The following is a 24,698-nucleotide window of genomic DNA, read 5'->3' on the forward strand; positions in this document are numbered from 1 at the left end:
TTCATGCCCCGCACCCTCGCGCTCGCCGAACAACTGATCTCCCGTCCCTCCATCACCCCGGATGATGCGGGCTGCCAGCAAATCCTCGGCGAGCGGCTGGCGCCGCTGGGTTTCCGGCTCGAGACCATCGAAAGCGGGCCCGCGGACTTTCGCGTGACCAACCTGTGGGCGCTTCGGCCCGGCAGCGCCCGAGGCGACGCCGCACGTACGCTGGTCTTCGCCGGCCACACCGACGTCGTCCCCACGGGGCCGCTCGAACAGTGGACCAGCCCGCCCTTCACCCCCTCGCACCGCGACGGCCGGCTCTATGGGCGGGGCGCCTGCGACATGAAGAGTTCCCTGGCCGCCTTCGTCGTGGCCATCGAAGACTTCCTGGCCGCGACGCCGGACCCGCGCCTGGGCCTGGCCCTGCTGCTCACCAGCGATGAGGAAGGCCCGGCCACGGACGGAACAGTGGTGGTCTGCAACGCCCTGGCCGCGCGCGGCCAGCGCCTCGACTACTGCATCGTGGGGGAGCCCACGTCGGTGGAACGCTGCGGCGACATGATCAAGAACGGCCGCCGTGGCACCATGAGCGGCCGCCTGACCGTGAAGGGCGTGCAAGGCCACATCGCCTACCCCCACCTGGCGAAGAACCCGGTGCACGCCTTCGCGCCGGCGCTGGCCGAGCTGGTCGCCATCGATGCAGCCGGCGGCTGGGACGCGGCATCCAACCCGTACTTTCAGCCGACCAGCTGGCAGATAAGCAACATGCATGCCGGCACCGGCGCCAGCAACGTCATTCCCGGCAGCGCGGTGATCGACTTCAATTTCCGCTTTTCCACCGAGGCCACTCCGGAGTCGCTCCAGGCCAGGGTGAAGGCCGTGCTCGATGCCCACGGCCTGGACTACACCTTGTCCTGGACCCTGGGGGGCCTGCCCTTCCTCACGACGCCGGGCGAGCTGGTGGCCGCGGTGCAGCAGGCCATTTGCGACGAAACCGGCATCGAGACCGCGCTGTCCACCAGCGGCGGCACCAGCGACGCGCGCTTCATCGCACGCATCTGCAAGCAGGTCGTCGAGCTGGGGCCCGTCAACGCCAGCATCCACAAGATCGACGAGCACATCGCCGTCGGTGAGATCGAACAGCTCAAGAACATCTACCAACGCACGCTGGATCGTCTCGAAGCGCTCCAGAAGGTATGAGCACCGTCATCGAGCTGATCGAGGCCGGCGAGAAGCAGCTCGCCGCAGCCGGCGTGGCTTTCGGCCATGGCACCACCAATGCGTTCGACGAAGCGGCATGGCTCGTGCTGTGGCGGCTGGGGCTTGCGTTGGATGCCTTGGACGAAGTGGCGCAACGGCCGGTGTCGCCGGCCGATGCCGGGCGCGTGGCAGAGCTGTTCGCTGCCCGCATTGCCACGCGCAAGCCCGCCGCCTACCTCACCAAGGAGGCCTGGCTCCAGGGCGTGCCCTTCTACGTGGACGAGCGCGCCATCGTGCCGCGAAGCTTCATCGCGGAGCTGCTGGCCGACGGCAGTATCGACCCCTGGCTCGGCGAACACACGCAGCGCGTGCTGGACCTGTGCACCGGCAACGGCAGCCTGGCCGTGCTCGCGGCCATGACCTACCCCGCCATCCGCGTCGATGCGGCCGATCTTTCGACGACGGCGCTGGAGGTGGCGGCCATCAACGTCACGCGGCATGGGCTCGACGACCGCATCCGGCTCGTCGAATCGGATGGGCTCGACGCGTTGCCTGGGCCCTACGACCTCATCCTCTGCAACCCGCCTTACGTCAACGCGCAGAGCATGGCCGCGCTGCCCGCCGAATACCAGGCCGAGCCCGAACTGGCGCTCGCCGGCGGCACGGATGGCATGGATTTCGTCCGCCAGCTGCTGGCCGATGCACCTGGCCACATGAGCGAACGCGCGGTGCTGGTCCTGGAGATTGGCAACGAGCGCGCCCACTTCGAAGCTGCGTTTCCGACACTCGAGGTGGTGTGGCTCACCACCAGCGCGGGAGACGACCAGGTGCTCCTGGTCACCCGCGAGGCCCTGAAATGAAATACCCCCACGTTCATCACTTCGTATTGCTGCCCCCAAGGGGACACAGCGCCCTTGGGGCGGCCGAGCGGGCGCTGACATGATCACCCTCAAGAACGTCATCCTGCGCCGCAGCGCCAAGGTCCTGCTGAACGGCGCCAGCGTCACCATCAACCCCGGAGAGAAGGTCGGCCTCGTGGGCCGCAACGGCGCCGGCAAATCCACGCTCTTCGCCCTCTTCAACGGCGGCCTGCACGAGGACGGCGGCGACTTTTACATGCCGGCCGGCTGGCGGCTGGCCCAGGTCGCACAGAACATGCCGGAGACCGAGGAGTCTGCGACCGATTTCGTGGTCGGCGGTGACACACGCCTCACGGAATTGCGCGAGGCGTTGGCGACGGCCGAGGCCGCGCATGCAGCCGATCCCGACGATGCCGAGGCCGGCATGGCCCTGGCCCACGCCTACACCGACCTGCACGACGCCGGTGAGCACGACGCCGTTCCGCGCGCTCAGGCGCTGATCCTGGGACTGGGCTTCAAGGTCCATGAACTCGACCAGCCGGTCAACAGCTTCTCCGGCGGCTGGCGCATGCGCCTGCAACTGGCGCGCGCGCTGATGTGCCCGAGCGACCTGCTCCTGCTCGACGAACCGACCAACCACCTGGACCTGGACGCCCTGGTCTGGCTTGAGTCCTGGCTGCAGAAATACACCGGCACCATGGTCGTGATCAGCCACGACCGCGAGTTCCTCGACGCCGTGACCGACGTTACCCTGCACATCGTGCACGAGCAGCTCACCCGCTACGGCGGCAACTACAGCGCCTTCGAAACCCTGCGCGCGCAACAGCTGGAGCTGCAACAGGCCGCCTACGAAAAGCAGCAGGACAAGATCGCCCACCTGCAGAAATTCATCGACCGCTTCAAGGCCAAGGCCAGCAAGGCGAAGCAGGCGCAAAGCCGGGTCAAGGCGCTGGAACGCATGGAAAAAGTGGCGCCGTTGCTGGCCGAAGCGGAATTCAGTTTCGAGTTCAAGGAGCCGGGCAACATTCCGAACCCGATGCTCACCATCAGCGAAGCCAGCTTCGGCTACCGCCAGGAGGGTGCCGCGCCGAAGACCATCCTCAGCGGCGTGAACCGCTCGGTCCTGGCGGGTCAGCGCATTGGCATCCTGGGCGCCAACGGCCAGGGCAAATCCACGCTGGTCAAGACCATTGCCCGCGAAATGGGTGCACTCGCCGGCACGGTGACCGAGGGCAAGGGCCTGAACATCGGCTACTTCGCACAGCAGGAACTGGACGTGCTGCGCCCGCAGGACACCCCGCTCGAGCACATGGTGCGCCTGGCGCGTGAACTCGGCCCCACCCGCGAGCGTACGGGCGAGCAGGACCTGCGCGGTTTCCTCGGCAGCTTCAATTTCAGCGGCGAGATGGTCAAGCAACCCGTCGGCACCATGAGTGGCGGCGAGAAGGCGCGCCTGGTGCTCGCCATGATGGTCTGGCAGCGCCCCAACCTCCTCCTGCTCGACGAGCCGACCAACCACCTGGACCTGGCGACGCGAGAAGCCTTGGCGGTGGCGCTCAACGAGTTCGAAGGCACGCTCATGCTAGTCAGCCACGACCGCGCACTGCTGCGCGCAGTCTGCGACGAGTTCTGGCTGGTCGGCCGCGGCCGTGTCGTCGATTTCGACGGCGACCTCGACGACTACCAGCGCTACCTGCTGGAGGAGGCCCGCCGCGTGCGAGAAGAGGCGAAGCTGGCCGCGCGCGAGTCCGCCAGTGCCGGCGCACCGGCTGCAGCATCGACCCAGACAGCAGCGCAGGATCGGCACCAGCGCAGCAGCCAGGCGAAGCCGCTCAAGCGCGAACTGCAGTCGGTGGACGACCGGCTCGCAGCGGCGGCGACGGAGAAAGCGGAGCTCGAGTCACGCCTGTCGGCACCTTTGCCGTCTGAAGAGATTGTCGAAGCCAGCCGCCGCCTCAAGGCGGTGAACGACGAGATCAGCCGGCTTGAGGAACGCTGGCTGGAACTGTCGGGTGAGATCGAGACCCTGAGCGCCGGCTGACCGGACGTGTTAGCCTCCGGCACACCATGCCCTCGGCCATCGAACTTGCCCGTGGCGATCCGCAGTTGATCGCGGCGATCCAGCGCAGCCGGCGCCTGCTCGGGCGCAAGGCGCTGCTCGCCGCCGCCGCCAGTGCGGCGCCCATCCCGGGCGTGGACTGGGCTGCCGACGCCGCGCTGCTGTCCCGACTTATCCCGAAGATCAGCGCGGAATTCGGCCTGGCGGTGACCCAGATCGAGGGATTGGCGCCCCACCACCGCGATCGCATCCAACAGGCCGCCACCGCGGCCGGGGCGCTGCTCGTGGGCAAGTTGATGACGCGCGAACTCCTGCTCACGCTGGCTCGTCATGCCGGTTATCGCTTGACCGCGAAGCAGGTCACAAAGTACGTCCCCGTCGCTGGCCAGGTCGTGTCGGCTGCAATCGGCTATGCCGCGCTGCGGGCGCTTGGCGAGTTGCACATCCGGGATTGCGTCCGGGTTGCACAGTCTGTCCGGCACCTGCTGCCGGGTCCCGCTGCCCCGGAAAAAGTGGCCACACCCTTGACGGCAACCCGTCGGGCGCGGGTTTGGCCTCGGCTCCGCTGGCCCTGAAACATGATGTATCGGAGCGTATGTTTGCCCACACAGGTCGTTGGCCTACCGCGTTGCGGGAAAAAGTGCTATTGGCGATCCGATGATAATGAAGGCAAAACAACGACATTCCACCGAGGATTGTGGCCCAAGGATTCTAGGATCGAGGTGAGGAGCACACGATGAATGAGACGGATCTCGCGGCGTCGGTCGAAAGGCTCATGGCACGGGTCGACTACTACCTGCACTGCGAGCTGGACGAGGAATACGACCACGAGCGGCCTGACGCCGCGCGTCGGCAACTGGAAGCGGCGTTGCGGCAGGAGCTGCTGCGCGCCAGCGCCGTGGGCCTCGTTTCGGCGATTGCGAGCCAGCCAGAGAGCTGAGGCTGCCCGAGCGGCGTTGCGCTGCCTGCGCCGCCCCCTATTTAGGCGATTGGCTGGACGTAGCCCGTCAGTTGGGTCGTCTATCTGTTCTTATCCAATCGCTGCGTCGATATCCTGGCTTCGATGCACTTCATGGCATCGCGCAACATGCCTTGTTCCGTGGGCCACGACGCTGACGCCGTTGGCATATCCGCGGGCGACCAGCGGGATGAAGCCCACTTCACTGCGCGCCGCAAGGGCGCCCAAGCCTTCCAAGAAGCCAGCACACGTGCGCGCGCGATTGCGGTAGTACGCCGCTGAAGCGCCACGGACTCGATGGCCTGGCCGACCAGCGCGCCCGTCACGTTGCCCTCGGCCAACGCGCTTTCCGTCAGCGCTTTTGCAAGGTCGTGGAGGTCCTCACTGCTCAAGTGCGCAAGGTGGAGGCCATCCCCCGGCTCCGTCACAGCGTGCTGATCAGGCGAACAAGAAACGGGACGGCGACGGCAAGGACGCCGAGCATCACGTTCCGGCGCCAGGCCAGTCCTCGCTCGGCGCGCTGGGCGGCCCGGTAAGACGCCAGGAAGGCGCGCTGCTCGGTCGGATCGCTGCGGTCCCTCCACCATTCGTGCGATGCGGGTTGTGCTTGCTCTGTCATCATGTAAGCCATTGTGATTAATCAATGAAGTTAAACCAAGGCATTACCGCACAGAGTTTTTAGAACTTTCTGCCTCTATCGCGGTTTGCAAATACCCGCACTTTGGCGGTGGACATGCGCTTACACCGCGGCCAAAAGCGAAGCGCTAGAGTTCGCCCGTGGAAGCTTGGCAACCGAATTTCAACTGGATCACGGAGCTGATCGCCGTTGGCGGCAGCTTCCCGTCTGCTTGCGCGGAAATGCTCGCACGCGAGCACCACATTGAGGCCGTGATCGACCTGCGGGGCGAAGCGATGCCCGATGCGCACGCCTACCAGCGTCACGGCATCACCCTGCTGCACCTGCCTACGTCGGACATGCACCCCGTCGAAACACCGGACCTGGAGCATGGCATCCGCTTTGCGAACGAGTTCCTTGACCAGGAAAAGCGCGTTCTCATCCATTGCGAGTACGGCATCGGGCGCTCAGCCACGCTGGCACTCTGCTTGATGGTTCATCGTGGGCATCCCCCACTGGAGGCCCTGGCGTTGATGAAGAAGCAACGTCCCGTCGTCGCGCCTTCGCCGCCGCAGTTCGCCTGCTGGTCAGCTTGGCTGGAGAGTTATCGCTTTTCTCAGGAGGTTGATTGGGATGTGCCGAGCTTCGCGCAGTTCAAGGCCCTGGCCTATGAACGCGGCCGGCGCTGAGGCCGGCCTTCGCACTGTGAGTATCGGGTGGTAGGACGTACAAGATTCGAACTTGTGACCAACGGATTAAAAGTCCGCTGCTCTACCAACTGAGCTAACGTCCCCCGATTCTTCTTCTTTTGCCGGCGATGTCGGCAAAGCCCACAATTATAGCGTTGTCTCGCGCGCGATCCGATCCAGAATCCACCCCGCCGCGCATTGCCCAAAGGTGGCCGTCACGCTTACCACCGAGCCGTAGCCGTGGCAGTTGAGCGATCCGTCCCCGGCATCGACGCCGCAGGAAGCATCGGGCACCGCGACGCTTTCGCGGCTGAAGACGCACTGCACGCCGATCTTCCTGCCTTCGCGCGGTGCACCATGCTCCTTGCGCAATCGCTGACGCAGCTGGGCCAGCAGGGGGTCGTGCGTCACCGCTGCGAGATCGTCGATGTCGACCTGGTGCGCAAGCCGCTTGCCGCCCGCCGCGCCCACGGTGACGAAGCGCACGCCCGTCTGGCGCGCCCACTCGGCCATCACCAGCTTGGCGCGCACCTGGTCGCAGGCATCGATGACGGCCGCCACGGGACCGTTGGCGGCCTCTGCGCTCGCCAGCAGCGAAGGCCAGTTGCCCGGCTCGACGAAATCATCGATCGCCAGCACCTTGCAGCCCGGGTGAATGTGCGCGATGCGTTCGCGCATGGCTTCGACCTTGGCTTGGCCAACCGTGGTGTCCAACGCGTGGATCTGGCGATTGATGTTCGACTCGGCGATGTGGTCCATGTCGATCAGGGTGAGTCGCCCCACCCCGCTGCGCGCCAGCGCCTCGACCGTCCAGGAGCCCACGCCGCCGATACCGGCCACCAGCACGTGAGCGGCCCGGATGCGGGCTGCGCCGGGCACACCATACAGCCGCTCCAGTCCCCCGAATCGACGGACCAGGTCGGCCTCGCCGGGATCGGCGATCGCAGCGGCGGCGCTCAAGCGGGCTCCATCAACGCAGGCGTGAGAGGCGCTCGCGTCCTGCTTGCGCCGCCTCCGACTGCGGATAGGTCCTGGTCAGATCTTCCAGCGTGCGGCGCGCCGCGCGCGTGTCCTTGAGCTCGATTTGGCAATTGGCGATCGACAGAACCGCCTCCGGTGCCTTCGCATGGTCAGGTGCCAGCGACAGCATCGAACGGAAATTGGCGATCGCTTCGTTGTAATTGCGAGTGGCGTACTGTGCATTGCCGAGCCAGAACAGCGCCGAGGCGTTGTAGCCGCTCTGCGGATAGCGCTTCACGAACTCGGCGAAGGCGGTCTGCGCCTGCGCGAACTGGCCGCCACGAAAGATGCCCAGCGCGGCCTCGAAATCAGCCTTCTCGCGCGGATCGGCCGTGAACTCGCGCCCGTCGACGGTGACCTTCGACGGCTCGCTCTGCTTCAGGCGGCTGTCGATCTCGCCCTGGCGCTGCTGCATCTCGGTGATCGTGCGCGTGAGCTGCTCGTTCTGGCCCGTCATGCGCTGCAGCTCGCCGCGCATCTGCTCGATCTGCGTCTGCAGTTCGAGCAGGCTGCGCCGCAGTTGCGCGTTCTCGTCGTTCTGGCGCTGTTCGGCCTGTTGGCGGAGCGTCTCGACACGCTGGCGCAGGTCGAGGATGGCACGCCGGGCTTCATCGTCCTCGAACAACGCGGCCTGCGCGCCAAAGGAGGCGCACAGGACCCATGCGGCAAGGGCCGCACCGCGCAGCGGAGATCCGAAGCGATTCATCGACGGTAGGTGATCTCGGCGCGGCGGTTCTGCGCCCACACTTGCTCACCGGTGCCCTGAGCAGCCGGCTTTTCCTTGCCGAAGCTCACGGCCTCGATCTGGTTGTCGGACACGCCCAGGAGCACCAGCGCACGGCGCACGGCCTCGGAACGCTTCTGGCCGAGCGCGAGGTTGTATTCGCTGCCGCCGCGCTCGTCGGTGTGGCCCTCGATCGCGATGCGGCGCTGCGTGTTGGCCTTCAGGAAACGGGCATGGCCATCGATGAGAGACTGGAACTCGGGCTTGATGGTGTAGCTGTCGAAATCGAAATAGACGATGCGCGCCACGCCCACCGGCCCTTGCGCGGTCTGCGCATTCGGATCGATGGTCACCGGTGCCACGCCGCTCGCGGCGCCGCCGGATCCCGTACCGCCAGTGCGATCCACCACCGGCGCATCGTTGAGCTTGGTGCCGGACGAGCACCCGGCGATGAGCGCCACGATGGCCAGCGAATAAATCGTACGTCTTAACATTTCGAACTCCTCAGGTTGATTTCATTCATTGCTTTTGAAACGGACCCCAGTCCGGTTCACGGATGTCTCCTGCCTGCCCCGCCAGTCTTGCCTTTATTTTTCCGTCGAGCGTGGTGGTCATCAGCGCATCACGCCCCCCTACTCGCGTCGAGTACAGGATCAACTTGCTATTGGGTGCAAAACTGGGATTCTCGTCGGCCGAGGTGTCGGTCAGTGCCGTGACGTTGCCGGACGCAAGTTCCATGACATGGAGTTTGAAGGCGCCCCCCACCCTCGAGATGTAAGCCAACCACCGCCCATCGGCGCTGACGGACGGAGAAATGTTGTAGGACCCGTTGAAGGTCACCCGCGTCGGGTTGCCGCCGCTGGCACCCATCTTGTAGATCTGGGGCGCGCCGCCGCGGTCGCTCACGAAGTAGATGGTGCTGCCGTCCGCCGAGTACACCGGCTCGGTGTCGATGCTGTTGCTCTGGGTCAGGCGTCGCGGCTCGCCGCCGCTCGAGGGAATGGTGTAGAGCTGCGAACCGCCGTCACGGCTCAGTGTCACTGCCAAGGTACTGCCGTCGGGCGACCACGCGGGAGCGCTGTTGGAGCCCTTGAAGTTGGCGACCAGGCGCCGCTGCCCGCTGGCCACCGCATGCACATACACCACCGGCTTGCGCGACTCGAAGGACACGTAGGCGAGCTGCGAGCCGTTGGCCGACCACACGGGCGAGATGATCGGCTCGGGGCTCGCCAGCGCCGCTTGCGCGTTCTCGCCATCCGCATCGGCAACCCACAGGTTGTGGCGGCCGCCACCCTTGGTCACGTAGGCGATGCGCGTCGAGAAAATGCCTTTCTCGCCGGTCAGTTTCTCGTAGACGTAGTCGGAGATGCGGTGCGCCGCCAGGCGCAGATCGCCCTGCGGCACGGTGTAGCTCTGGCCACCCAGGTCCTGCCCGCGAACCACGTCCCAGAGGCGGAACTTGACGTCGAAGCGCCCGTCGGCCAGGCGAGTCACGCTCCCGGCGACCAGCGAATCGGCCGTGCGCTGGCGCCACAGGCTGAGGTCGGGGCGCGAGCTTTCATCCAGGGCCTGGCCGCTGGCATCGACACCACGAAACTGCCCGCTGCGCTCCAGATCGGCCTGCACGATCGCCGAGATCTTCTGGGGCGAAGCGTCTTCACCTCGGAACGGGGCGAGCGCGATCGGCAGCTGCGTCAGGCCTACGCCCGAGACTTCCACCCGGAATTGGGCCAGGGCGGGAACGAGAGGGGAGGCAGCCAGTGCCGCGACAAGGATGCGGCGAGAGAAGAACGATGAAGAAGGGGTTGGGGGGAATTCTTGCAACTGCTTTTTCATGCGGTTCGGAGAGCTTTCCGGGAATTTAGTTTCCTGCCCCGGATGAAACGAGGCCACATGGTACACACTGCAATGCAGCATCCGTCACAAAACGTGTATGTGCCGGCCCGGTCCTACAAAAGGCACGACCGTAGAATGCGCCGCCATGCAGCCTTCCCCCGCCGCCGAGACGGCGCGCCCCCCTTTGACGCGCCGGCTCGCACGGCTCATGGCCTGGTTCGGAGGCGCACGGCGGTGGTGGGCCCTCGGCCTCAGCGGCGCGTTGATCGCGGCCTTGACCGAGCCCTTGATGGCCGCCATGCTCAAGCCGCTGCTGGACCGCGGCTTCAACCGCGGACAGTTGCCGCTCTGGGCCATCCCTGCTGCGGTGATCCTGTTGTTCGCGGTACGGGGCGTGGCGCAATTCGTCTCCCAGTACGCACTTGCGCGCATCGCCAACGAGGGCATGCAGCGGCTGCGCAGCGTGCTGTTCGAGCGCCTGCTCACGGCCGAACTCGCACTCTTCTCGCGGCAATCGGCCAGTTCGCTGTCGAACACCGTTGTCTACGAAGTGCAGACCGGCGCGATGCTGCTGGTTCAGGCCCTGCTTGGCCTCTCGCGCGACGGCTTCACGCTGGTGGCCCTGCTGCTCTACCTGATTTACCTCAACTGGAAGCTGACCCTCATCGTCGGCGTGCTGGCACCGGGCGTGGCCTGGATCATCAAGGCCTTCTCCAAGCGGCTCTATCGCCTCACCCAACTCGGCCAGAAGGCAACCGACGAACTGGCCTACGTGGTCGAGGAGAACGTGCTCGCCCACCGCATGGTGCGCCTGCACAATGCCGAAGCCGGGCAGATCCGGCGCTTCGAGCGGCTGAGCCATGACCTCAACCGCCTGGCGGTGAAGTCCACCATCGCCTCCGCCGCGACCACGCCGCTGACCCAGATCGTCGCCGCGGTCGCGCTCTCGGCGGTGGTGATGATCGCGCTGTGGCAAAGCGGCAAGCAGGGTTTCACGGTCGGCGGCTTCGTGGCCTACATCACGGCGATGCTGATGCTCATCGCACCCATCCGCCGCCTGGCCGATATGACCAGCCCCATCACCCGCGGGCTCGCGGCGCTGGAGCGCGGGCTGGCGCTGATCGACGAAGTCGCTCCGGAGCCGCAGGGCAGCTACCAGGCCGAGCGGGTGGCGGGGCACATCCAGCTGCGCTCGGTCTGCGTCAACTACCGCGGCGCGGACGAGGCACGCGCCCTGGATGGCGTCACCCTGTCCATCGTGCCAGGCGAGGTGGTCGCTTTCGTCGGTCCCTCGGGCTCGGGCAAGACCACGCTGGTCAACCTGCTGCCGCGCTTCGTGCTGCCCAGTGCGGGCGAGGTGCTGCTGGACGGGCACGACGTGCGCCAGTGGCAGCTCAAGAACCTTCGCTCGCAGTTCGCGATGGTCAGCCAGGATGTGGTGATGCTGAACGACACGCTGGCGGCCAACGTGGCCCTGGGCGCCGAGGTCGAGCGCGAGCGCGTGCTGGCCTGCGTGGAGGCGGCCAACCTGGCCGTGCATGTCGAAGGACTGCCGCACGGCATCGACACGGTGTTGGGCCACAACGCCACCCAGTTGTCCGGCGGCCAGCGCCAGCGCCTGGCGATCGCGCGCGCGCTCTACAAGGACGCGCCCGTGCTGCTGCTGGACGAGGCCACCTCCGCGCTCGACACCGAATCGGAGCGCCTGGTGCAGGAGGCCCTGCAGCGGCTCATGCGGGGCCGCACCACTCTCATCGTCGCGCACCGGCTTTCGACCATCCAGCATGCCGACCGCATCGTCGTAATGGACCATGGGCGTGTGGTGGAGCAAGGCAGCCATGCGCAGTTGATCGCACAGGATGGGTTGTATGCGCGGCTGCAGGCGCATGCGGTGCGGGTAGCACCGGAGGGCGAAGAGCCCAGCCTTTGAGCGCCCGGGCCCTGAGGCGAGTCAAAGCAGGACGATGTCGTACTGCCCCTGCCCCATCGCCGGCTCCGCCTGCAGCGAGATCGGCTTGCCGATGAAGTCGCTCAAGCCCGCCAGGTGCTGGCTTTCTTCATCCAGGAACAGTTCGATCACCTGCGGCGACGACACGATGCGGAACTCGCGCGGCGTGAACTGCCGGGCTTCGCGCAGGATCTCGCGCAGCACGTCGTAGGCCACGCTGCGCGCCGTCTTGACGATGCCCTGCCCACCGCAGGCCAGGCAAGGCTCGCAAAGCATGTGGGCCAGCGACTCCCGCGTGCGCTTGCGCGTCATCTCCACCAGCCCCAGCTGAGAGAAGCCGCCGGCCGTGGTCTTGACCCGGTCGCGCGAGAGCTGCTTGCGAAACTCGGCCAGCACCTGGTCCCGGTGGTCGTCGCGGACCATGTCGATGAAGTCGACGATGATGATCCCGCCCAGGTTGCGCAGCCGCAGCTGCCGCGCAATGGCCTGCGCGGCCTCCAGGTTGGTCTTGAAGATGGTGTCGTCGAAGTTGCGCGCGCCGACGTAGCCGCCGGTGTTCACGTCGATGGTCGTGAGCGCCTCGGTCTGGTCCACCACCAGGTAGCCGCCGGACTTGAGGTCCACGCGGCGGCCCAGGGCCTTCGCGATCTCCTCGTCGACCGAATACAGGTCGAAGATCGGCCGCTCGCCCTTGTACAACTGCAGCTTGCCGGCCGCCTTCGGCATGAATTCGAGCCCGAACTTCAGCAGCGCGTCGAACTGCTCGCGCGAGTCGATGCGGATGGTCTGGGTGTCCTCGGTGGTCAGGTCGCGCAGCACGCGTTGCAGCAGGCTCAGGTCCTGGTGCAGCAGCGACAGCGGGGGCATGCGCGTCGAGAGCTCGCGGATGCGCGACCACGCCTTGCGCAGGTAGACGATGTCCTCCGCCAGCTCCGCATCGCTCGAGTCCTCGCCGTTGGTGCGCAGGATGAAGCCGCCGGTGGCCTCGGGCACCGCGCCGCCGGCATTGGCGGCGGCGGCGGCCTCGATCAGCGCCTGCATGCGCGACCGCAGGGACTCGCGCAGGTCGGAGGGAATCTTCTGCGACACGCCGATGTGGTTGTCCTGCGGCAGGAAGACCAGCAGCCGGCCCGCGATGCTGATCTGGGTCGAAAGGCGCGCCCCCTTGGTACCGATCGGATCCTTGATCACCTGCACCAGCAGCGACTGCCCTTCGAACACCTGCTTCTCGATCGGCACCACCGCGCTCGGGTTGCGGCCGTCGCGCTCCGCGATGGCGCTCGGCCGCGATCCCGGGGTGAACGGCGCCACGATGTCCGCGACGTGCAGGAAGGCGGTGCGGTCGAGCCCGATGTCGATGAAGGCCGACTGCATGCCGGGCAGCACGCGCGAGACCTTGCCCAGGTAGATGTTGCCGACGAGCCCGCGCTCCAGCGTGCGCTCCACATGGAGCTCCTGCACGGCGCCGTGCTCCACCACCGCGACGCGAGTCTCCTGCGGAGACCAGTTGATCAGGATGTCTTGCATGTTGTATCTGCCCGCTTAGAGCGCGAATCCGGCCTTGCGCAGCAGCTCGGCCGTCTCGAACATCGGGAGCCCCATGATGCCCGAATGCGAGCCGCTGATGTGTTCGACGAAGGCCGCGGCGCGGCCCTGGATCGCATAGGCGCCGGCCTTGCCCTCCGGCTCGCCACTGGCTACGTAGGCCGCGATGCGGCGCGCATCCACCGCGGCGAAGCGCACCCTGGACACGCTCAGCGCCGCATGGCGGCGGCGCCCGTGCTGCAGAGCGACCGCCGTCAGCACCCGGTGCGTGCGACCGGACAGCATCGCCAGCATGCGCCGCGCGTCGTCGCGGTTCTCGGGCTTGCCGAGGATGGTGCGGCCGAAGGCGACGGTGGTATCGGCGCACAGCACCGGCGCCGGCGGCAGGCCGAGCCGCCGATGGCGCGCCACCGCGGCATCGAGCTTGAGCGCCGTGACGCGCTGCACATAGGCGGTGGGCGATTCGCCGGGCAGCACGTGCTCCAGCGCCTCGGCATCCTCATCGGGTCCGGCCAGCAGCAGTTCGTGGTGCACGCCCAGCAGGCCGAGCAATTGCGCTCGCCGCGGACTCTGCGAGGCGAGGTAGATGAAGGCGTCTTCTTTCATTCGCGGTGGTACGGATGGCCGGCATTGACCGACCAGGCACGGTAGAGCTGCTCGACCAGCAGCACGCGCGCCATCGCATGGGGCAGCGTCAGGTCCGACAATCGGATGCGCTCGTGCGCCGCCGCCTTGAAGGCCGGGTCCAGCCCGTCGGGCCCGCCGATCACCAGCGCCACGTCATCGCCCTCCCCCTGCCAGGCCTGCAGCCGCGCCGCCAGCGCCTTGGTGGTCAGCGCGGTGCCACGCTCGTCCAGCACCACGATGCGCATGCCCTTGGCGATCGCGCCTTCGATGCGCTCGCACTCGGCGGCGTACAGCGTTTCCAGGGTCTTGGAGCCGCGCGGCTCGGTCTTGACCGCCCGCAGTTCGAGCTTGAGTTCGGGCGGAAAGCGCTTGGCGTAGTCGTCCCAGGCGGTCTGTGCCCAGTCGGGCACGCGCTGCCCGACCGCGACCACCAGCAGCTTCATGCGCGTGCCGTGGTGGTCTTGCGCGGCGCCTTCTTGGCCGGGGTCGCCTTCTTGGCGGCGGCCGTCTTCGCGGGCGCCTTGTTCACGACCACGGTCTTGACCGGGGCCTTCTTCGCCGCAGGCTTCTTCCCGGCAGCGGTTTTCCTGGCCGCCGGCTTCGGCTTGGCGGCCGAATCCGCCGCGCGATGTGCCGTCTTCGCGGCGTTGCTGCGCTTGAGCGAGGGGCTCCGGGCGGGGGCCGCAGGCGCCGTCTCCTCGGCCGACCTCGCGGCCACCGGCTTGGCCGCGCCGAGCTTCATGCGCACCGGCTTGTCGCCCCAGATCTCCTCGAGGTGGTAGTACTGGCGGATGGCCGGCTGCATGATGTGCGCCACCGCGGCGCCGCAGTCGACGATGATCCATTCACCGTTTTCCTCGCCCTCCACCCGCGGCTTGTTGAAGCCGGCGTCGCGCACGGCGTCGCGCACGCTGGCGGCCAGGGCCTTGGTCTGGCGATTGGAGGTGCCCGAGGCAACGATCACGCGCTCGAACAAAGGCGAGAGATGCTCGGTGTCGAAGACCTGGATGTCCTGCGCCTTGACGTCCTCGAGGCCATCGACGATGGCTCTCTGGAGTTTCTGGGTGTCTTTCTTGGCGGCGGCTTCAGTACTCATCAGGGGGTTCGATAGAGGTGGTGTTGGTCAATATAGCGTGCAACGGCGGGGGGAACCAGCAGGGAAAGGTCCCGTCCCCGCCCGGCTTGCGCGCGGATGTCTGTGGCGCTGGTGTCCGCGGGCGTGATCGCGAGCGTTTCGAAACGGGCGCCGGGCGGGAGCGCCGGCAGCAAGGCCGGGTCGAAAGCGCCCGCCCCCAGCCGCTGCGCCACGGCGACGACGGCCATGCCCAGGATGTCGCGCCAGCCGTGCCATCGGGGCAGCGAAGCGGCCTGGTCGGCGCCCATGACGAGCACCAGCTCATCCGCAGGACGCGCCTGGTGCAGCTCGCGCAACGTGTCGAGGGTGTAGGTGGGGCCGGCGCGGCGCAGTTCGCGGTCGTCGACAACCACGCCCGGCAGGCCGCCGAAAGCAAGCTGCGCCATCGCGAGGCGGTGCTCGCCGGCGCTCAGCGCCCTCTCCTTGTGCCAGGCATCGCCGGTCGGAAAGATGCGCAGCTCGGCCAGGCCCAGTTGCGCCAGCGCAGCCTGCACCAGGCCGACATGCGTGTTGTGAGGCGGGTCGAAGGCGCCGCCGAAGACGCCGGTCCGTTGCCGGGTCAGAGCCATTCGCGGCGCGGGAGGAAATCGCTGTAGAGCGCCGCTTCGGGCGTCCCGGGCTCCGGCTCGCGCCGATAAGCCCAGCTGGCCTGTGGCGGCATCGACAGCAGGATCGATTCGGTGCGCCCGCCCGACTGCAGCCCGAAATGCGTGCCACGGTCCCAGACCAGGTTGAACTCGACGTAGCGCCCGCGCCGATAGAGCTGGAAGGCGCGTTCGCGCTCGCCCCACGCCATGCCGCGGCGGCGCTCGACGATCGGCAGGTACGCCGGCAGAAAGGCATCGCCCACCGAGCGCAGCATGGCGAAGCTGCGCCCGAAGCCCAGCTCGGCGAAATCGTCGAAGAAGACGCCGCCCACGCCGCGCTGCTCGTTGCGGTGCTTGAGGAAGAAATACTCGTCGCACCAGGTCTTGAAGCGCGGGTATTTGTCCTCGCCGAAGGGCGCCAGCGCATCGCGGCAGGTGCGGTGGAAATGCACCGCGTCCTCCTCGAAGCCGTAGTAGGGCGTGAGGTCCATGCCGCCGCCGAACCAGCAGACCGGCGCGCCGCCGGCCGGCAGCGCCGCCAGCATGCGCACGTTCATGTGCACGGTGGGCACATAGGGGTTGCGCGGATGGAACACCAGCGACACACCCATGGCCTCGAAGGGCGCACCGGCCAGTTCGGGCCGGTGCTGGGTGGCCGACGGCGGCAGCTTCGGGCCGCGCACCTGCGAGAAGCCGCAGCCCGCGCGCTCGAACAATTCACCCTGCTCCAGAATGCAGGTCAGGCCGCTGCCCTGCAGCGGCTCGCCGGGCGCTTTCTCCCAGGAGTCACGCACACAGGCTTTGCCATCCGCCGCCTCGACCGCAGCCATGATGCGCTGCTGCAGCCCGCGCAGGTAGTCGCCGACGGCTTTCGGATCGTCGCCCATCCGCGTCTCAGCCTTGCGCGCGCGCCTGCGCGGCGCGGTGCCCGATGTCCTTGCGGTACTGGGCACCATCGAAGTGGATGCGCGCCGCCACCGCGTAGGCGCGCTGTTGCGCCTGCTTGACGCTGTCGGCCAGCACCGTGACGCACAGCACGCGGCCGCCGCTGGTCTTGAGTTCGCCGTCCTCCAGCACCGTGCCGGCATGGAAGACCACGGCATCCGGCGCCTCAACGGGGATGCCGTTGATGCGGTCGCCCTTGCGCGGCGACAGCGGATAGCCGTGCGCTGCCATCACCACGCCCAGCGCGACGCGGCGGTCCCAGTCGAGTTCGATCTGGTCGAGCGTGCCGTCGGTGGCATGCCAGAACACCTCGAACAGGTCGGACTTCAGCCGCATCATGATCGGCTGGGTCTCGGGGTCGCCCATGCGGCAGTTGAACTCCAGCGTCTTGGGGTGGCCGGCCGAATCGATCATCAGGCCGGCATACAGAAAGCCGGTGTACGGGATGCCGTCTTTCTCCATGCCGCGGATGGTCGGGAGGATGATCTCGCGCATCGCCCGCGCATGCACCTCGGCCGTCACCACCGGCGCCGGGGAGTAGGCGCCCATGCCGCCGGTGTTGGGGCCCTGGTCGTCGTCCAGCAGGCGCTTGTGGTCCTGGCTGGTGGCGAGCGCGGTCACGTTCACGCCGTCGCACAGCACGATGAAGCTGGCTTCCTCGCCCTGCAGGAACTCCTCGATCACGACGCGCGCCCCGCCCTCGTTGTGAGAGATGCCGAGCTTGTTGTCCACCAGCATGAAGTCGATGGCCTCGTGCGCCTCCTCGGCGGTCATGGCCACCACCACGCCCTTGCCGGCAGCCAGGCCGTCGGCTTTGACGACGATGGGCGCGCCCTTGGCGTCGACATAGGCATGCGCCGCAGCCGCATCGGTGAAGGTCTCGTACTCCGCCGTGGGGATCTTGTGGCGCTTCATGAAGGCCTTGGAGAAGGCCTTGGAGCTTTCCAGCTGGGCTGCCGCCTTGGTCGGTCCGAAGATGCGCAGCCCGTGCGCACGGAACTCGTCGACCACGCCGGCCGCCAGCGGGGCCTCGGGCCCGACCACCGTCAGGGCGATCTTCTCCTTCTGTGCCCAGGCGCGCAGCGCCGCAGGCTCGGAGATGTCGATGCATTCGTAGCGTCCGTCTCCGCGGGTGCCGCCGTTGCCTGGCGCGACGTAGACGCGGCTCACGCGCGCGGCCTGGGCCAGGCGCCACGCCAATGCGTGCTCGCGGCCCCCTCCCCCGATCACCAGTACCTTCATTCGCAGGCTTTCATGGGCGCCATCCTCATTCGGACAGCGCGGCGTTGTGATAGACATCCTGCACGTCGTCCAGGTCCTCGAGCGCGTCGAGCAGTTTCTGCATCTTCGCAGCGTCCTCGCCGGCCAGCTCGATGGTGTTCTCTGCACGCATCGTGACCTCGGCCACCTCGGGCTTCAGGCCGGCGGCTTCCAGCGCATTGCGCACCGCCTCGAAGTCGCCAGGAGAGCTCAGTACCTCGATCGCGCCGTCCTCGTCGGTGACGACGTCCTCGGCGCCCGCCTCGAGGGCGACTTCCATCACCTTGTCCTCGCTGGTGCCGGGGGCGAAGACGATCTGCCCGCAATGCTTGAACTGAAAGGACACCGAGCCCTCGGTGCCCATGTTGCCGCCGTGCTTGCCGAAGGCATGCCGCACTTCGGCGACCGTGCGCACGCGGTTGTCGGTCATGGTGTCGACGATGATGGCGGCACCGCCGATGCCGTAGCCTTCGTAGCGGATTTCCTCGTAGCTCACGCCCTCGAGGTTGCCGGTCGCCTTGTCGATGTTGCGCTTGATGGTGTCGGCCGGCAGATTGACCGCCTTGGCCTTGTCGACCGCCAGGCGCAGGCGGGGGTTGGCGCTCAGATCGCCGCCGCCGGCCTTGGCGGCGACCATGATTTCACGGATGGCACGGGTCCAGAGCTTGCCGCGCTTCTCGTCCTGCCGGCCCTTCCTGTGCTGTATGTTTGCCCACTTGCTGTGTCCGGCCATGGCTTGTTATCTCGCGATCTCGTATTTCAAAAGCAGGTGGCGAGTTTACTTCTGGCGCGCAGGACGGCCGCGTGTCCTACAGCAGGAGCATGAATGCTTTTTGGGATAATCCGCCGCCGATGCGCCATGTCCCGCAAGGGCAGCGTCCGGCAACCCATTCCCCATAGCGCATGAATACACCTACGACAACAGCCCCTGCCGAATCCGACGCGCCGACCCCCTGCGACGTGCTGGTGATCGGCGGCGGCCCGGCCGGCTCGACAGCGGCTGCGCTGCTGGCGCAGCAGGGCCGCCAGGTGGTTCTGCTCGAAAAGGAACACCATCCCCGCTTCCACATCGGCGAATCGCTGCTGCCGGCCAACGTGCAGTTGTTCGACCGCCTCGGACTGCGCCAGGACATCGAGCGCATCGGCATGCCCAAGTGGGGCGTCGAGTTCGTTTCGCCCGATCATGACCACGCCACCATGGTCGAGTTCGGCGATGCGTGGGACAAGACCATGCCCTATGCCTGGCAGGTCCGCCGCTCGGAGATGGACGAGATCCTGTTTCGCAACGCCGCCGCCAGAGGTGCGCAGGCCATCGAGGGCTGCCGCGTGCGCGACGTGCAGTTCGACGCCGAAGGCGCCACCGTCACCGCGAAGCAGGACGACGGCAGCACCCGCCGCTGGCGCGCCCGCTTCGTGCTCGATGCTTCCGGCCGCGACACCTTCCTGTCGAACAAGTTCAAGGCCAAGCAGAAGAACCCGCGGCACAACAGCTCGGCCCTCTTCGGCCATTTCCGCAACGCCGACCGGCTGCCGGGCCGCCTCGAGGGCAACATCACCATTTTCTGGTTCGCGCACGGCTGGTTCTGGTACATCCCGCTGGCCGACGGCACCACCAGCGTGGGCGCGGTGTGCTGGCCCTACTACCTCAAGTCACGCAAGAAGCCGCTCCAGGAATTCTTCGCCGACACCATCGCGCTGTGCCCCGAGCTGCAGGCGCGCCTGTCGAAGGCCACGCTGGTGGACGATGCGGTCTACGCCACCGGCAACTACTCCTACACCAGCACCCACTGCAGCGGCGAGCGCTACCTGATGCTGGGCGACGCCTTCACCTTCATCGACCCGGTGTTCTCGTCGGGCGTCTACCTGGCCATGCACAGCGCCTTCGAAGGCGTCGGCGTGGTGGCCGCCACGCTCGACCGCCCGGCCGAAGCCGCAGCCGCCCGCCAACGTTTCGAGCGCTACATGCGCAAGGGCCCGCGCGAATTTTCCTGGTTCATCTTCCGAGTGACCAATCCCACCATCCGCGAATTCTTCATGTACCCGGAGAACCCCTTCCGCGTGAAAGAAGCCCTGCTGTCCCTCCTGGCCGGCGACATCTACGGGAAGACGCCGATCTGGCGCTCGCTGCGCGTGCTCAAGACGCTGTACTACCTGGTCTCGGCCGGCCACCCGCGCCGCACCTGGCTGGCCTGGCGGCGCAGACGCCAAAACATCCGAGACCTGGGCCCGCTGGCCGGCGAAAACGTGGTTGACGTCCGGTGAGCGCGCGCGACTTCAACGGGGTGCCGCCCCTGCGTGTCGAGCGGCTGTCGCTCTCCGAAAGCCTGGCGCTGCCCCCGGGCGGCCACCCGCCCTTCGGCGCCCTCGGCTACGGCACACCCGATCAGCTGGCCTGGATGCCGACCGTCAACGCCCGCGTGCTGTCGGGCGCCGGCGCCATGGCGGATGTCTGGCATGCCAGCGAGCATGTCGAGTCGGGCACCACCGGCGTGGTGCGCTGGCGTTGCGACGGGCATTGGATGCTGGGCGCCATCGACCTCGACGAGACGGTCGAGGGCGCGGGCCTGAGCGAACTCGCCCACCGCGCCTACCGCGACCTGTTCCAGTCGCTGGCGCAGACGGGGTGCACCCACCTCCTGCGCATCTGGAACTACCTGCCGCGCATCAACGCCGATGGCGGCGGCCTGGAGCGCTACCGCCAGTTCAACCTGGGTCGCCAGGAGGCGTTCGTCGAGGCCGGCCAGTCGGCTTTCGAGGGAGCGCCCGCGGCCTGCGCGCTGGGCATCCACCAGGGCGCACTGTGCATCCGCTTCCTGGCGGGCCGCGTCGCGCCGCTGCCCGTGGAAAACCCGCGGCAGGTCTCTGCCTACCACTACCCGCCCGCCTACGGCCCGCGCTCGCCCACCTTCTCGCGCGCCGCCCTGGCCGAGATCGGCGGCGGCGACGTGGCGCTCTTCATCTCCGGCACGGCCAGCATCGTCGGGCACGAGACCGTGCACCGGGGCGACGTGCGGGCCCAGACCGCGGAAACCCTGCGCAACCTGGAGGCCGTGATCGCCGCCGCCAACCAGCGCGGCACCGCCCGCTTCACGCTCGATGCGATCGACGCCGTGGTCTACGTCCGCCACGTGGCGGACGCGCCGGTCGTGCGCGAGATCCTGGCCCAGCACCTGGGCGACGCCTCCCACACGATGCATCACGCGGTCTTCCTGCAGGCGGACGTCTGCCGCCAGGACCTGCTGGTGGAGATCGAAGCCCATGCCGTTGCCGGCGGCGCGCTGGGCGGCTGAACGCATGGGTCGGCCATGATGCGCCTGCTGCGCTGGATCGCTGCCATTCCGCTCGCCCTGCTGCTCTACGCCCTGCTGCTGGTGCTGGGCGGCGTCTCCCTGTCGTGGAACCTCGTGGCGATGCTGCTCTATCCCGTGCTCCCCGAGCGCACGGGCCGCGCGCTCGGCCGCGCCGTGATCGCCTGGTCCTACCGTGCCTTCTGGGCCGGCGCCTCCGCGGCGGGCATGATGCGCATCGATGCGCGCTGCCTGGACGCGCTGCGCCACGAGCGCGGGCTGATCTTCGTGGCCAACCACCCCACCATGCTCGACGCCCTGCTGCTGGTCGCGCGCCTGCCGCGCAGCGCCTGCATCATGAAGGCCGACCTGATGCGCAACATCTTCCTCGGCGCCGGCGCGCGCCTGGCGCGCTACATCCGCAACGACTCGGCCCGCACCATGATCAAGCTGGCCGTGGAAGACCTCAAGGCGGGCGGCCAGCTGGTGATCTTTCCCGAAGGCACGCGCACGGTCACGCCGCCGCTCAACGCCTTCCGCCCCGGCGTCACCCTGATCGCCAAGCTGGCCCAGGCGCCGATCCAGACCGTCTTCATCGACACCGATTCGCCCTACCTCGCCAAGGGCTGGCCGCTGTGGCGCCTGCCGCCGCTGCCGATCGTCTTCACGCTGCGGCTGGGCCGACGCTTCGCGCCTCAACAGGACAGCAACGCATTGCTGGCCGAGATCGAACAGTACTTCCGACACCCCCTGGAACAGCGCGCCACCGACGCGCAGCCCGAATGCCAGCAGTCTCGCGCACCCACCTTGTCCTGATCCCCAGCTACAACACGGGCGAGCGCCTGTTCTCCACCGTGAGCGCGGCGCGCGCGCAATGGAATCCGGTCTGGGTGGTGATCGACGGCAGTACCGACGGCACCGGGGAACGGCTGCAGCAGATGGCGGCCGACGATCCCGGCCTGCGCGTGTGGGTGCTGCCGCGCAACCAGGGCAAGGGCGCGGCCGTGCTGCACGGCCTGCGCGCGGCGCAGGAGGCCGGGTACACGCACGTGCTCACCATGGATTCGGACGGGCAGCATCCCGCGGACCTGATCCCCGCATTCATGCAGGCCTCGCAGGCGCGGCCGGAGACCATGGTGCTCGGCCGCCCCGTCTTCGATGCCTCGGCCCCCCTGCTGCGGGTGCGAGGGCGGAAGGTGTCCAACAGCTGGACCCAGCTGGAGACCCTTTTCGCCGGCATCGGCGATTCGCTTTATGGCTTTCGCGTGTACCCGGTGGAAAAGCTGATCGCCGTCATGTCGCGGCAGCCCTGGATGCGCCGCTTCGACTTCGACACCGAGGCGGTGGTCCGCCTGGCCTGGCGCGGCGTCAAGCCGGTGAACATCGATGCGCCGGTGAAGTACCTCACGGCGGAGGAAGGCGGCGTCTCGCATTTCAACTACCTGCGTGACAACGCGCTGCTCACGTGGATGCATACCAGGCTGATGATCGAGTTCGTGCTCAGGCTGCCTGCGCTGCTGTGGCGGCGGCTGAGGCGGGCGCCGCCGTTTCAGCGCTGAGGGCGCGCCGGTCGACGGTCAAACGACATCGGCGCCCTAGAGGTACGGATCGATGTCGTACCTGTTCTTGCCGTATTCCTCGTCGTAGTAGGTCAGTTGCAGAAGGCAGGCAGGCCGGTCGGCGAAGGTCACGATCTGCCGCCGTTCCTCGAGGGCGAAGAAGCTCGACGACAAATCCACCTTCGAGTAAATGCCCGCCATGCGCTGCGAAAGGTACTCGTGCGTTTCAGGATCGAGCTGGCCGAAGTACTGCTGCGCCCGGCAATTCGCCAGCAGGTTCTGCCACGTCTTCGGATAGTGCTGCTGCAGTTGCGTCACCGACTGCACGACCGGCCAGAGCAGGATGCCGTAGCCCGCGAAGGCGCCGATTCCGATGTCGATGGTCTTGAGGTAGCCCAGCGAGAAGAATTCGTCCATGGCGATGAGCACCGGCCAGTCGCCCTTGCGACGCGGCTCGCGCTCGAGCGTCACGGTGGTCAGCTCCAGCAGCATCAGCATCAGGCCCCGGTCCTCGCGCTGCAGCGCGGTATTGCTGAGGCACACGTACACCGTGGTGGGCCGCTCGCGCAGCGCGCGCAGTTCCAGCGGCGGGCCGGCCGAACCATCCAGCAGTTCGCGGATGCCGGGGGTCCCGATGAAGCTCAGAGCGTTGGCGAGCACACCCAGGACGCCGCCCCGCTCGTCCGAGCCCTTGCCCTGCAGCGCCCGTGCCACACCCTGGATCTCACCTCGGAACGCATCGTTCTCGGACATGAAAATGAGCAAGGCTTCCACGCCATCCGCCGCCGGGCAGAGAATGCCCGCCTGCGACGCGCTCGACTCGAGCACGGCGAGGCCGTCGATGTCGCCGACTGTCAGGAGATGGCGCACGTGGACGAGGTGGCGCAGGTCTTCCGGCTCGACGGTCGCTACATGAAGGATGGTGGCCGTCAGCAGCATGCGGGCCTGGGTCTGGAAGTACTCGGCCGAGGCATCGCCGCCGGAGGTCTGGGGGACGAGCGACTCGGCGATGATCTTCGCGAAGCGCAAGGCCATCGGGTTGGACTCCACCACGTCGCTCATCGGGTTGAACGATGACTTGACCGGGTGCTCCTTGACGATGTTCTCGGGATCGATCAGAAAAACGTCCTGGCCGAGAAACTGCGTCACCCGGCTGGAGCCCTTGCCGCGCGCATTGGCAGTGATGGCGGCCAGTTGGCCCTTGGGATCGATCACCAGCGCCGACCCCTGGTACTCCAGCAGGTTGGGAACGAGCATGGCCCGCCCCTTGCCGCTTCGCGCGCCGGCGATGGTCACGGCATGGCGCGGGTCCCCTTTCGGCCCCGCGACGATGAGCCCGGAGGGAAAGCCGAAGATCCTGTGCTCGTGCAGCACCGTGCCGTAGCGGATGGCGCCGGGCCAGTGGCTCCACCGCCAGGCGAAGAGCTCCGACAAGGCGGCCAGGCGATGGTTGTCGCTTGCCTGCCGATGGCCGAGGGATCCTCGCCCCGGCGGCAGCATCCTGAAGCGATGCGCGCGCCCGATGCGGCCCACCTCCCCCATCACCAGAAAGAAGGCGCAGCCCAGCACGATCGCCGCGCTCACCCAATAAACGTGCGGCCGGTACCGGGTCATGCCGGCGAGCGCCGCGGCGATGGCCACCGCCGCCATGGCGATCGTCCACTGCCTCAGCCGCATGAAGACGAACGAACGGTTGCCGATGAAGCGCGTGAGCAGGCTTGGCGACATGCTTCGATTCACCCCTCTCAGATCGGCCGGCCGCTGGTTCCTGGCCGGTAGCTTTCTTCTTTGCGACGCCAACGGTATGTAAATCGAAGTATTTACAGAATCGGCGTTTTGCCCCTATTCTGCGTCACCT

At 67.4% G+C, this 24,698-nt stretch carries 25 protein-coding genes and 1 tRNA gene; 11 read left to right on the forward strand and 15 right to left on the reverse strand.

Features of this window, described 5'->3' with window-relative positions:
• The first annotated feature begins 3 nt into the window (after positions 1-3).
• From dapE to ABEA07_RS14290, 5 genes are all read left to right on the forward strand, one after another.
• Positions 4-1,185, forward strand: a complete 1,182-nt coding sequence (gene dapE / locus ABEA07_RS14270; RefSeq protein WP_345538630.1) for a succinyl-diaminopimelate desuccinylase — start codon at positions 4-6, stop codon at positions 1,183-1,185.
• The gene (gene prmB / locus ABEA07_RS14275; RefSeq protein ID WP_345538631.1) at positions 1,182-2,045 is read left to right on the forward strand and encodes a 50S ribosomal protein L3 N(5)-glutamine methyltransferase; all 864 of its coding nucleotides are present in this window, start codon (positions 1,182-1,184) and stop codon (positions 2,043-2,045) included. The genes dapE and prmB overlap by 4 nt, the downstream gene beginning before the upstream one ends.
• A 79-nt stretch (positions 2,046-2,124) precedes the next feature.
• Entirely contained in the window at positions 2,125-4,086 is a 1,962-nt protein-coding gene (locus ABEA07_RS14280; RefSeq protein WP_345538633.1) for an ABC-F family ATP-binding cassette domain-containing protein, read from the forward strand.
• A 26-nt stretch (positions 4,087-4,112) separates the two neighbouring features.
• Positions 4,113-4,679 carry a hypothetical protein gene (locus tag ABEA07_RS14285; RefSeq protein WP_345538634.1) on the forward strand — a complete coding sequence of 189 codons (567 nt, stop codon included), beginning with the start codon at positions 4,113-4,115 and terminating at the stop codon, positions 4,677-4,679.
• Between the two features lie 161 nt (positions 4,680-4,840).
• Positions 4,841-5,044, forward strand: a complete 204-nt coding sequence (locus ABEA07_RS14290; RefSeq protein ID WP_345538635.1) for a hypothetical protein — start codon at positions 4,841-4,843, stop codon at positions 5,042-5,044.
• A gap of 442 nt (positions 5,045-5,486) precedes the next feature.
• On the opposite strand, the gene ABEA07_RS14295 is transcribed toward ABEA07_RS14290, so the two are convergent.
• Complete coding sequence (locus ABEA07_RS14295) at positions 5,487-5,684, reverse strand: hypothetical protein (RefSeq protein ID WP_345538637.1); 198 nt, start codon at positions 5,682-5,684, stop codon at positions 5,487-5,489.
• 155 nt (positions 5,685-5,839) lie between these two features.
• On the opposite strand from ABEA07_RS14295, the gene ABEA07_RS14300 reads away from it, so the two are divergent.
• Positions 5,840-6,367, forward strand: a complete 528-nt coding sequence (locus ABEA07_RS14300) for a protein-tyrosine phosphatase family protein (RefSeq protein ID WP_345538638.1) — start codon at positions 5,840-5,842, stop codon at positions 6,365-6,367.
• A 28-nt stretch (positions 6,368-6,395) separates the two neighbouring features.
• Here ABEA07_RS14300 and ABEA07_RS14305 read toward each other — a convergent pair.
• The 5 genes from ABEA07_RS14305 to tolB all read right to left on the reverse strand — a co-directional run bounded on the left by ABEA07_RS14305 (position 6,396) and on the right by tolB (position 9,947).
• Positions 6,396-6,471: transfer RNA gene (locus ABEA07_RS14305), tRNA-Lys, on the reverse strand.
• A gap of 43 nt (positions 6,472-6,514) precedes the next feature.
• On the reverse strand, positions 6,515-7,327 hold the full coding sequence (locus ABEA07_RS14310; RefSeq protein WP_345538639.1) for a tRNA threonylcarbamoyladenosine dehydratase: 813 nt from the start codon (positions 7,325-7,327) through the stop codon (positions 6,515-6,517).
• A 10-nt stretch (positions 7,328-7,337) separates the two neighbouring features.
• A complete protein-coding gene (gene ybgF / locus ABEA07_RS14315; protein WP_345538641.1) occupies positions 7,338-8,093 on the reverse strand; it encodes a tol-pal system protein YbgF in 756 nt (251 codons plus the stop codon).
• Positions 8,090-8,605, reverse strand: a complete 516-nt coding sequence (pal, locus tag ABEA07_RS14320) for a peptidoglycan-associated lipoprotein Pal (RefSeq protein ID WP_345538642.1) — start codon at positions 8,603-8,605, stop codon at positions 8,090-8,092. The genes ybgF and pal overlap by 4 nt, the downstream gene beginning before the upstream one ends.
• A gap of 25 nt (positions 8,606-8,630) precedes the next feature.
• A complete protein-coding gene (tolB, locus tag ABEA07_RS14325; RefSeq protein ID WP_345538810.1) occupies positions 8,631-9,947 on the reverse strand; it encodes a Tol-Pal system beta propeller repeat protein TolB in 1,317 nt (438 codons plus the stop codon).
• Between the two features lie 145 nt (positions 9,948-10,092).
• On the opposite strand from tolB, the gene msbA reads away from it, so the two are divergent.
• Positions 10,093-11,877, forward strand: coding sequence for a lipid A export permease/ATP-binding protein MsbA (gene msbA, locus ABEA07_RS14330; RefSeq protein WP_345538643.1), 1,785 nt, complete (start codon positions 10,093-10,095; stop codon positions 11,875-11,877).
• A 21-nt stretch (positions 11,878-11,898) separates the two neighbouring features.
• On the opposite strand, the gene rng is transcribed toward msbA, so the two are convergent.
• The 8 genes from rng to ABEA07_RS14370 are packed head-to-tail and all read right to left on the reverse strand — an operon-like array spanning position 11,899 to position 18,727.
• On the reverse strand, positions 11,899-13,422 hold the full coding sequence (gene rng / locus ABEA07_RS14335) for a ribonuclease G (RefSeq protein ID WP_345538645.1): 1,524 nt from the start codon (positions 13,420-13,422) through the stop codon (positions 11,899-11,901).
• 15 nt (positions 13,423-13,437) lie between these two features.
• On the reverse strand, positions 13,438-14,046 hold the full coding sequence (locus tag ABEA07_RS14340) for a Maf family protein (protein ID WP_345538646.1): 609 nt from the start codon (positions 14,044-14,046) through the stop codon (positions 13,438-13,440).
• Positions 14,043-14,510, reverse strand: a complete 468-nt coding sequence (gene rlmH, locus ABEA07_RS14345; protein WP_345538647.1) for a 23S rRNA (pseudouridine(1915)-N(3))-methyltransferase RlmH — start codon at positions 14,508-14,510, stop codon at positions 14,043-14,045. The genes ABEA07_RS14340 and rlmH overlap by 4 nt, the downstream gene beginning before the upstream one ends.
• On the reverse strand, positions 14,507-15,163 hold the full coding sequence (gene rsfS, locus ABEA07_RS14350; RefSeq protein ID WP_345538648.1) for a ribosome silencing factor: 657 nt from the start codon (positions 15,161-15,163) through the stop codon (positions 14,507-14,509). The genes rlmH and rsfS overlap by 4 nt, the downstream gene beginning before the upstream one ends.
• Positions 15,163-15,771 carry a nicotinate (nicotinamide) nucleotide adenylyltransferase gene (gene nadD, locus ABEA07_RS14355; RefSeq protein WP_345538649.1) on the reverse strand — a complete coding sequence of 203 codons (609 nt, stop codon included), beginning with the start codon at positions 15,769-15,771 and terminating at the stop codon, positions 15,163-15,165. The genes rsfS and nadD overlap by 1 nt, the downstream gene beginning before the upstream one ends.
• The gene (gene hemF / locus ABEA07_RS14360) at positions 15,762-16,676 is read right to left on the reverse strand and encodes an oxygen-dependent coproporphyrinogen oxidase (RefSeq protein WP_345538651.1); all 915 of its coding nucleotides are present in this window, start codon (positions 16,674-16,676) and stop codon (positions 15,762-15,764) included. Before hemF ends, nadD begins: the two co-directional genes overlap by 10 nt.
• A gap of 7 nt (positions 16,677-16,683) precedes the next feature.
• The gene (gene purD, locus ABEA07_RS14365; RefSeq protein WP_345538652.1) at positions 16,684-17,976 is read right to left on the reverse strand and encodes a phosphoribosylamine--glycine ligase; all 1,293 of its coding nucleotides are present in this window, start codon (positions 17,974-17,976) and stop codon (positions 16,684-16,686) included.
• A gap of 25 nt (positions 17,977-18,001) precedes the next feature.
• Complete coding sequence (locus tag ABEA07_RS14370) at positions 18,002-18,727, reverse strand: YebC/PmpR family DNA-binding transcriptional regulator (RefSeq protein WP_345538653.1); 726 nt, start codon at positions 18,725-18,727, stop codon at positions 18,002-18,004.
• A 170-nt stretch (positions 18,728-18,897) separates the two neighbouring features.
• Here ABEA07_RS14370 and ABEA07_RS14375 point away from each other — a divergent pair, with 170 nt between their 5' ends.
• From ABEA07_RS14375 to ABEA07_RS14390, 4 genes are read left to right on the forward strand one after another with little or no spacing between them, the layout of a single operon-like run.
• Positions 18,898-20,256 carry an NAD(P)/FAD-dependent oxidoreductase gene (locus ABEA07_RS14375; RefSeq protein WP_345538654.1) on the forward strand — a complete coding sequence of 453 codons (1,359 nt, stop codon included), beginning with the start codon at positions 18,898-18,900 and terminating at the stop codon, positions 20,254-20,256.
• Complete coding sequence (locus tag ABEA07_RS14380) at positions 20,253-21,284, forward strand: chorismate transformation FkbO/Hyg5 family protein (protein ID WP_345538656.1); 1,032 nt, start codon at positions 20,253-20,255, stop codon at positions 21,282-21,284. The genes ABEA07_RS14375 and ABEA07_RS14380 overlap by 4 nt, the downstream gene beginning before the upstream one ends.
• A gap of 15 nt (positions 21,285-21,299) precedes the next feature.
• Positions 21,300-22,097 (forward strand): lysophospholipid acyltransferase family protein, encoded by a 798-nt coding sequence (locus ABEA07_RS14385; RefSeq protein WP_345538657.1) that lies wholly within the window; start codon positions 21,300-21,302, stop codon positions 22,095-22,097.
• On the forward strand, positions 22,064-22,840 hold the full coding sequence (locus ABEA07_RS14390) for a glycosyltransferase family 2 protein (RefSeq protein ID WP_345538658.1): 777 nt from the start codon (positions 22,064-22,066) through the stop codon (positions 22,838-22,840). Before ABEA07_RS14385 ends, ABEA07_RS14390 begins: the two co-directional genes overlap by 34 nt.
• 36 nt (positions 22,841-22,876) lie before the next feature.
• Here the strand turns inward: ABEA07_RS14390 and ABEA07_RS14395 are convergent, their stop codons facing one another.
• Positions 22,877-24,568: a type IV secretory system conjugative DNA transfer family protein gene (locus ABEA07_RS14395; protein WP_345538659.1), complete on the reverse strand. Its 1,692-nt coding sequence runs from the start codon at positions 24,566-24,568 to the stop codon at positions 22,877-22,879.
• Between the last annotated feature and the right edge of the window lie 130 nt (positions 24,569-24,698).

This window comes from Variovorax defluvii (genome assembly GCF_039541515.1).
GTDB classification, from domain to species: Bacteria; Pseudomonadota; Gammaproteobacteria; order Burkholderiales; family Burkholderiaceae_C; genus Variovorax; species Variovorax defluvii.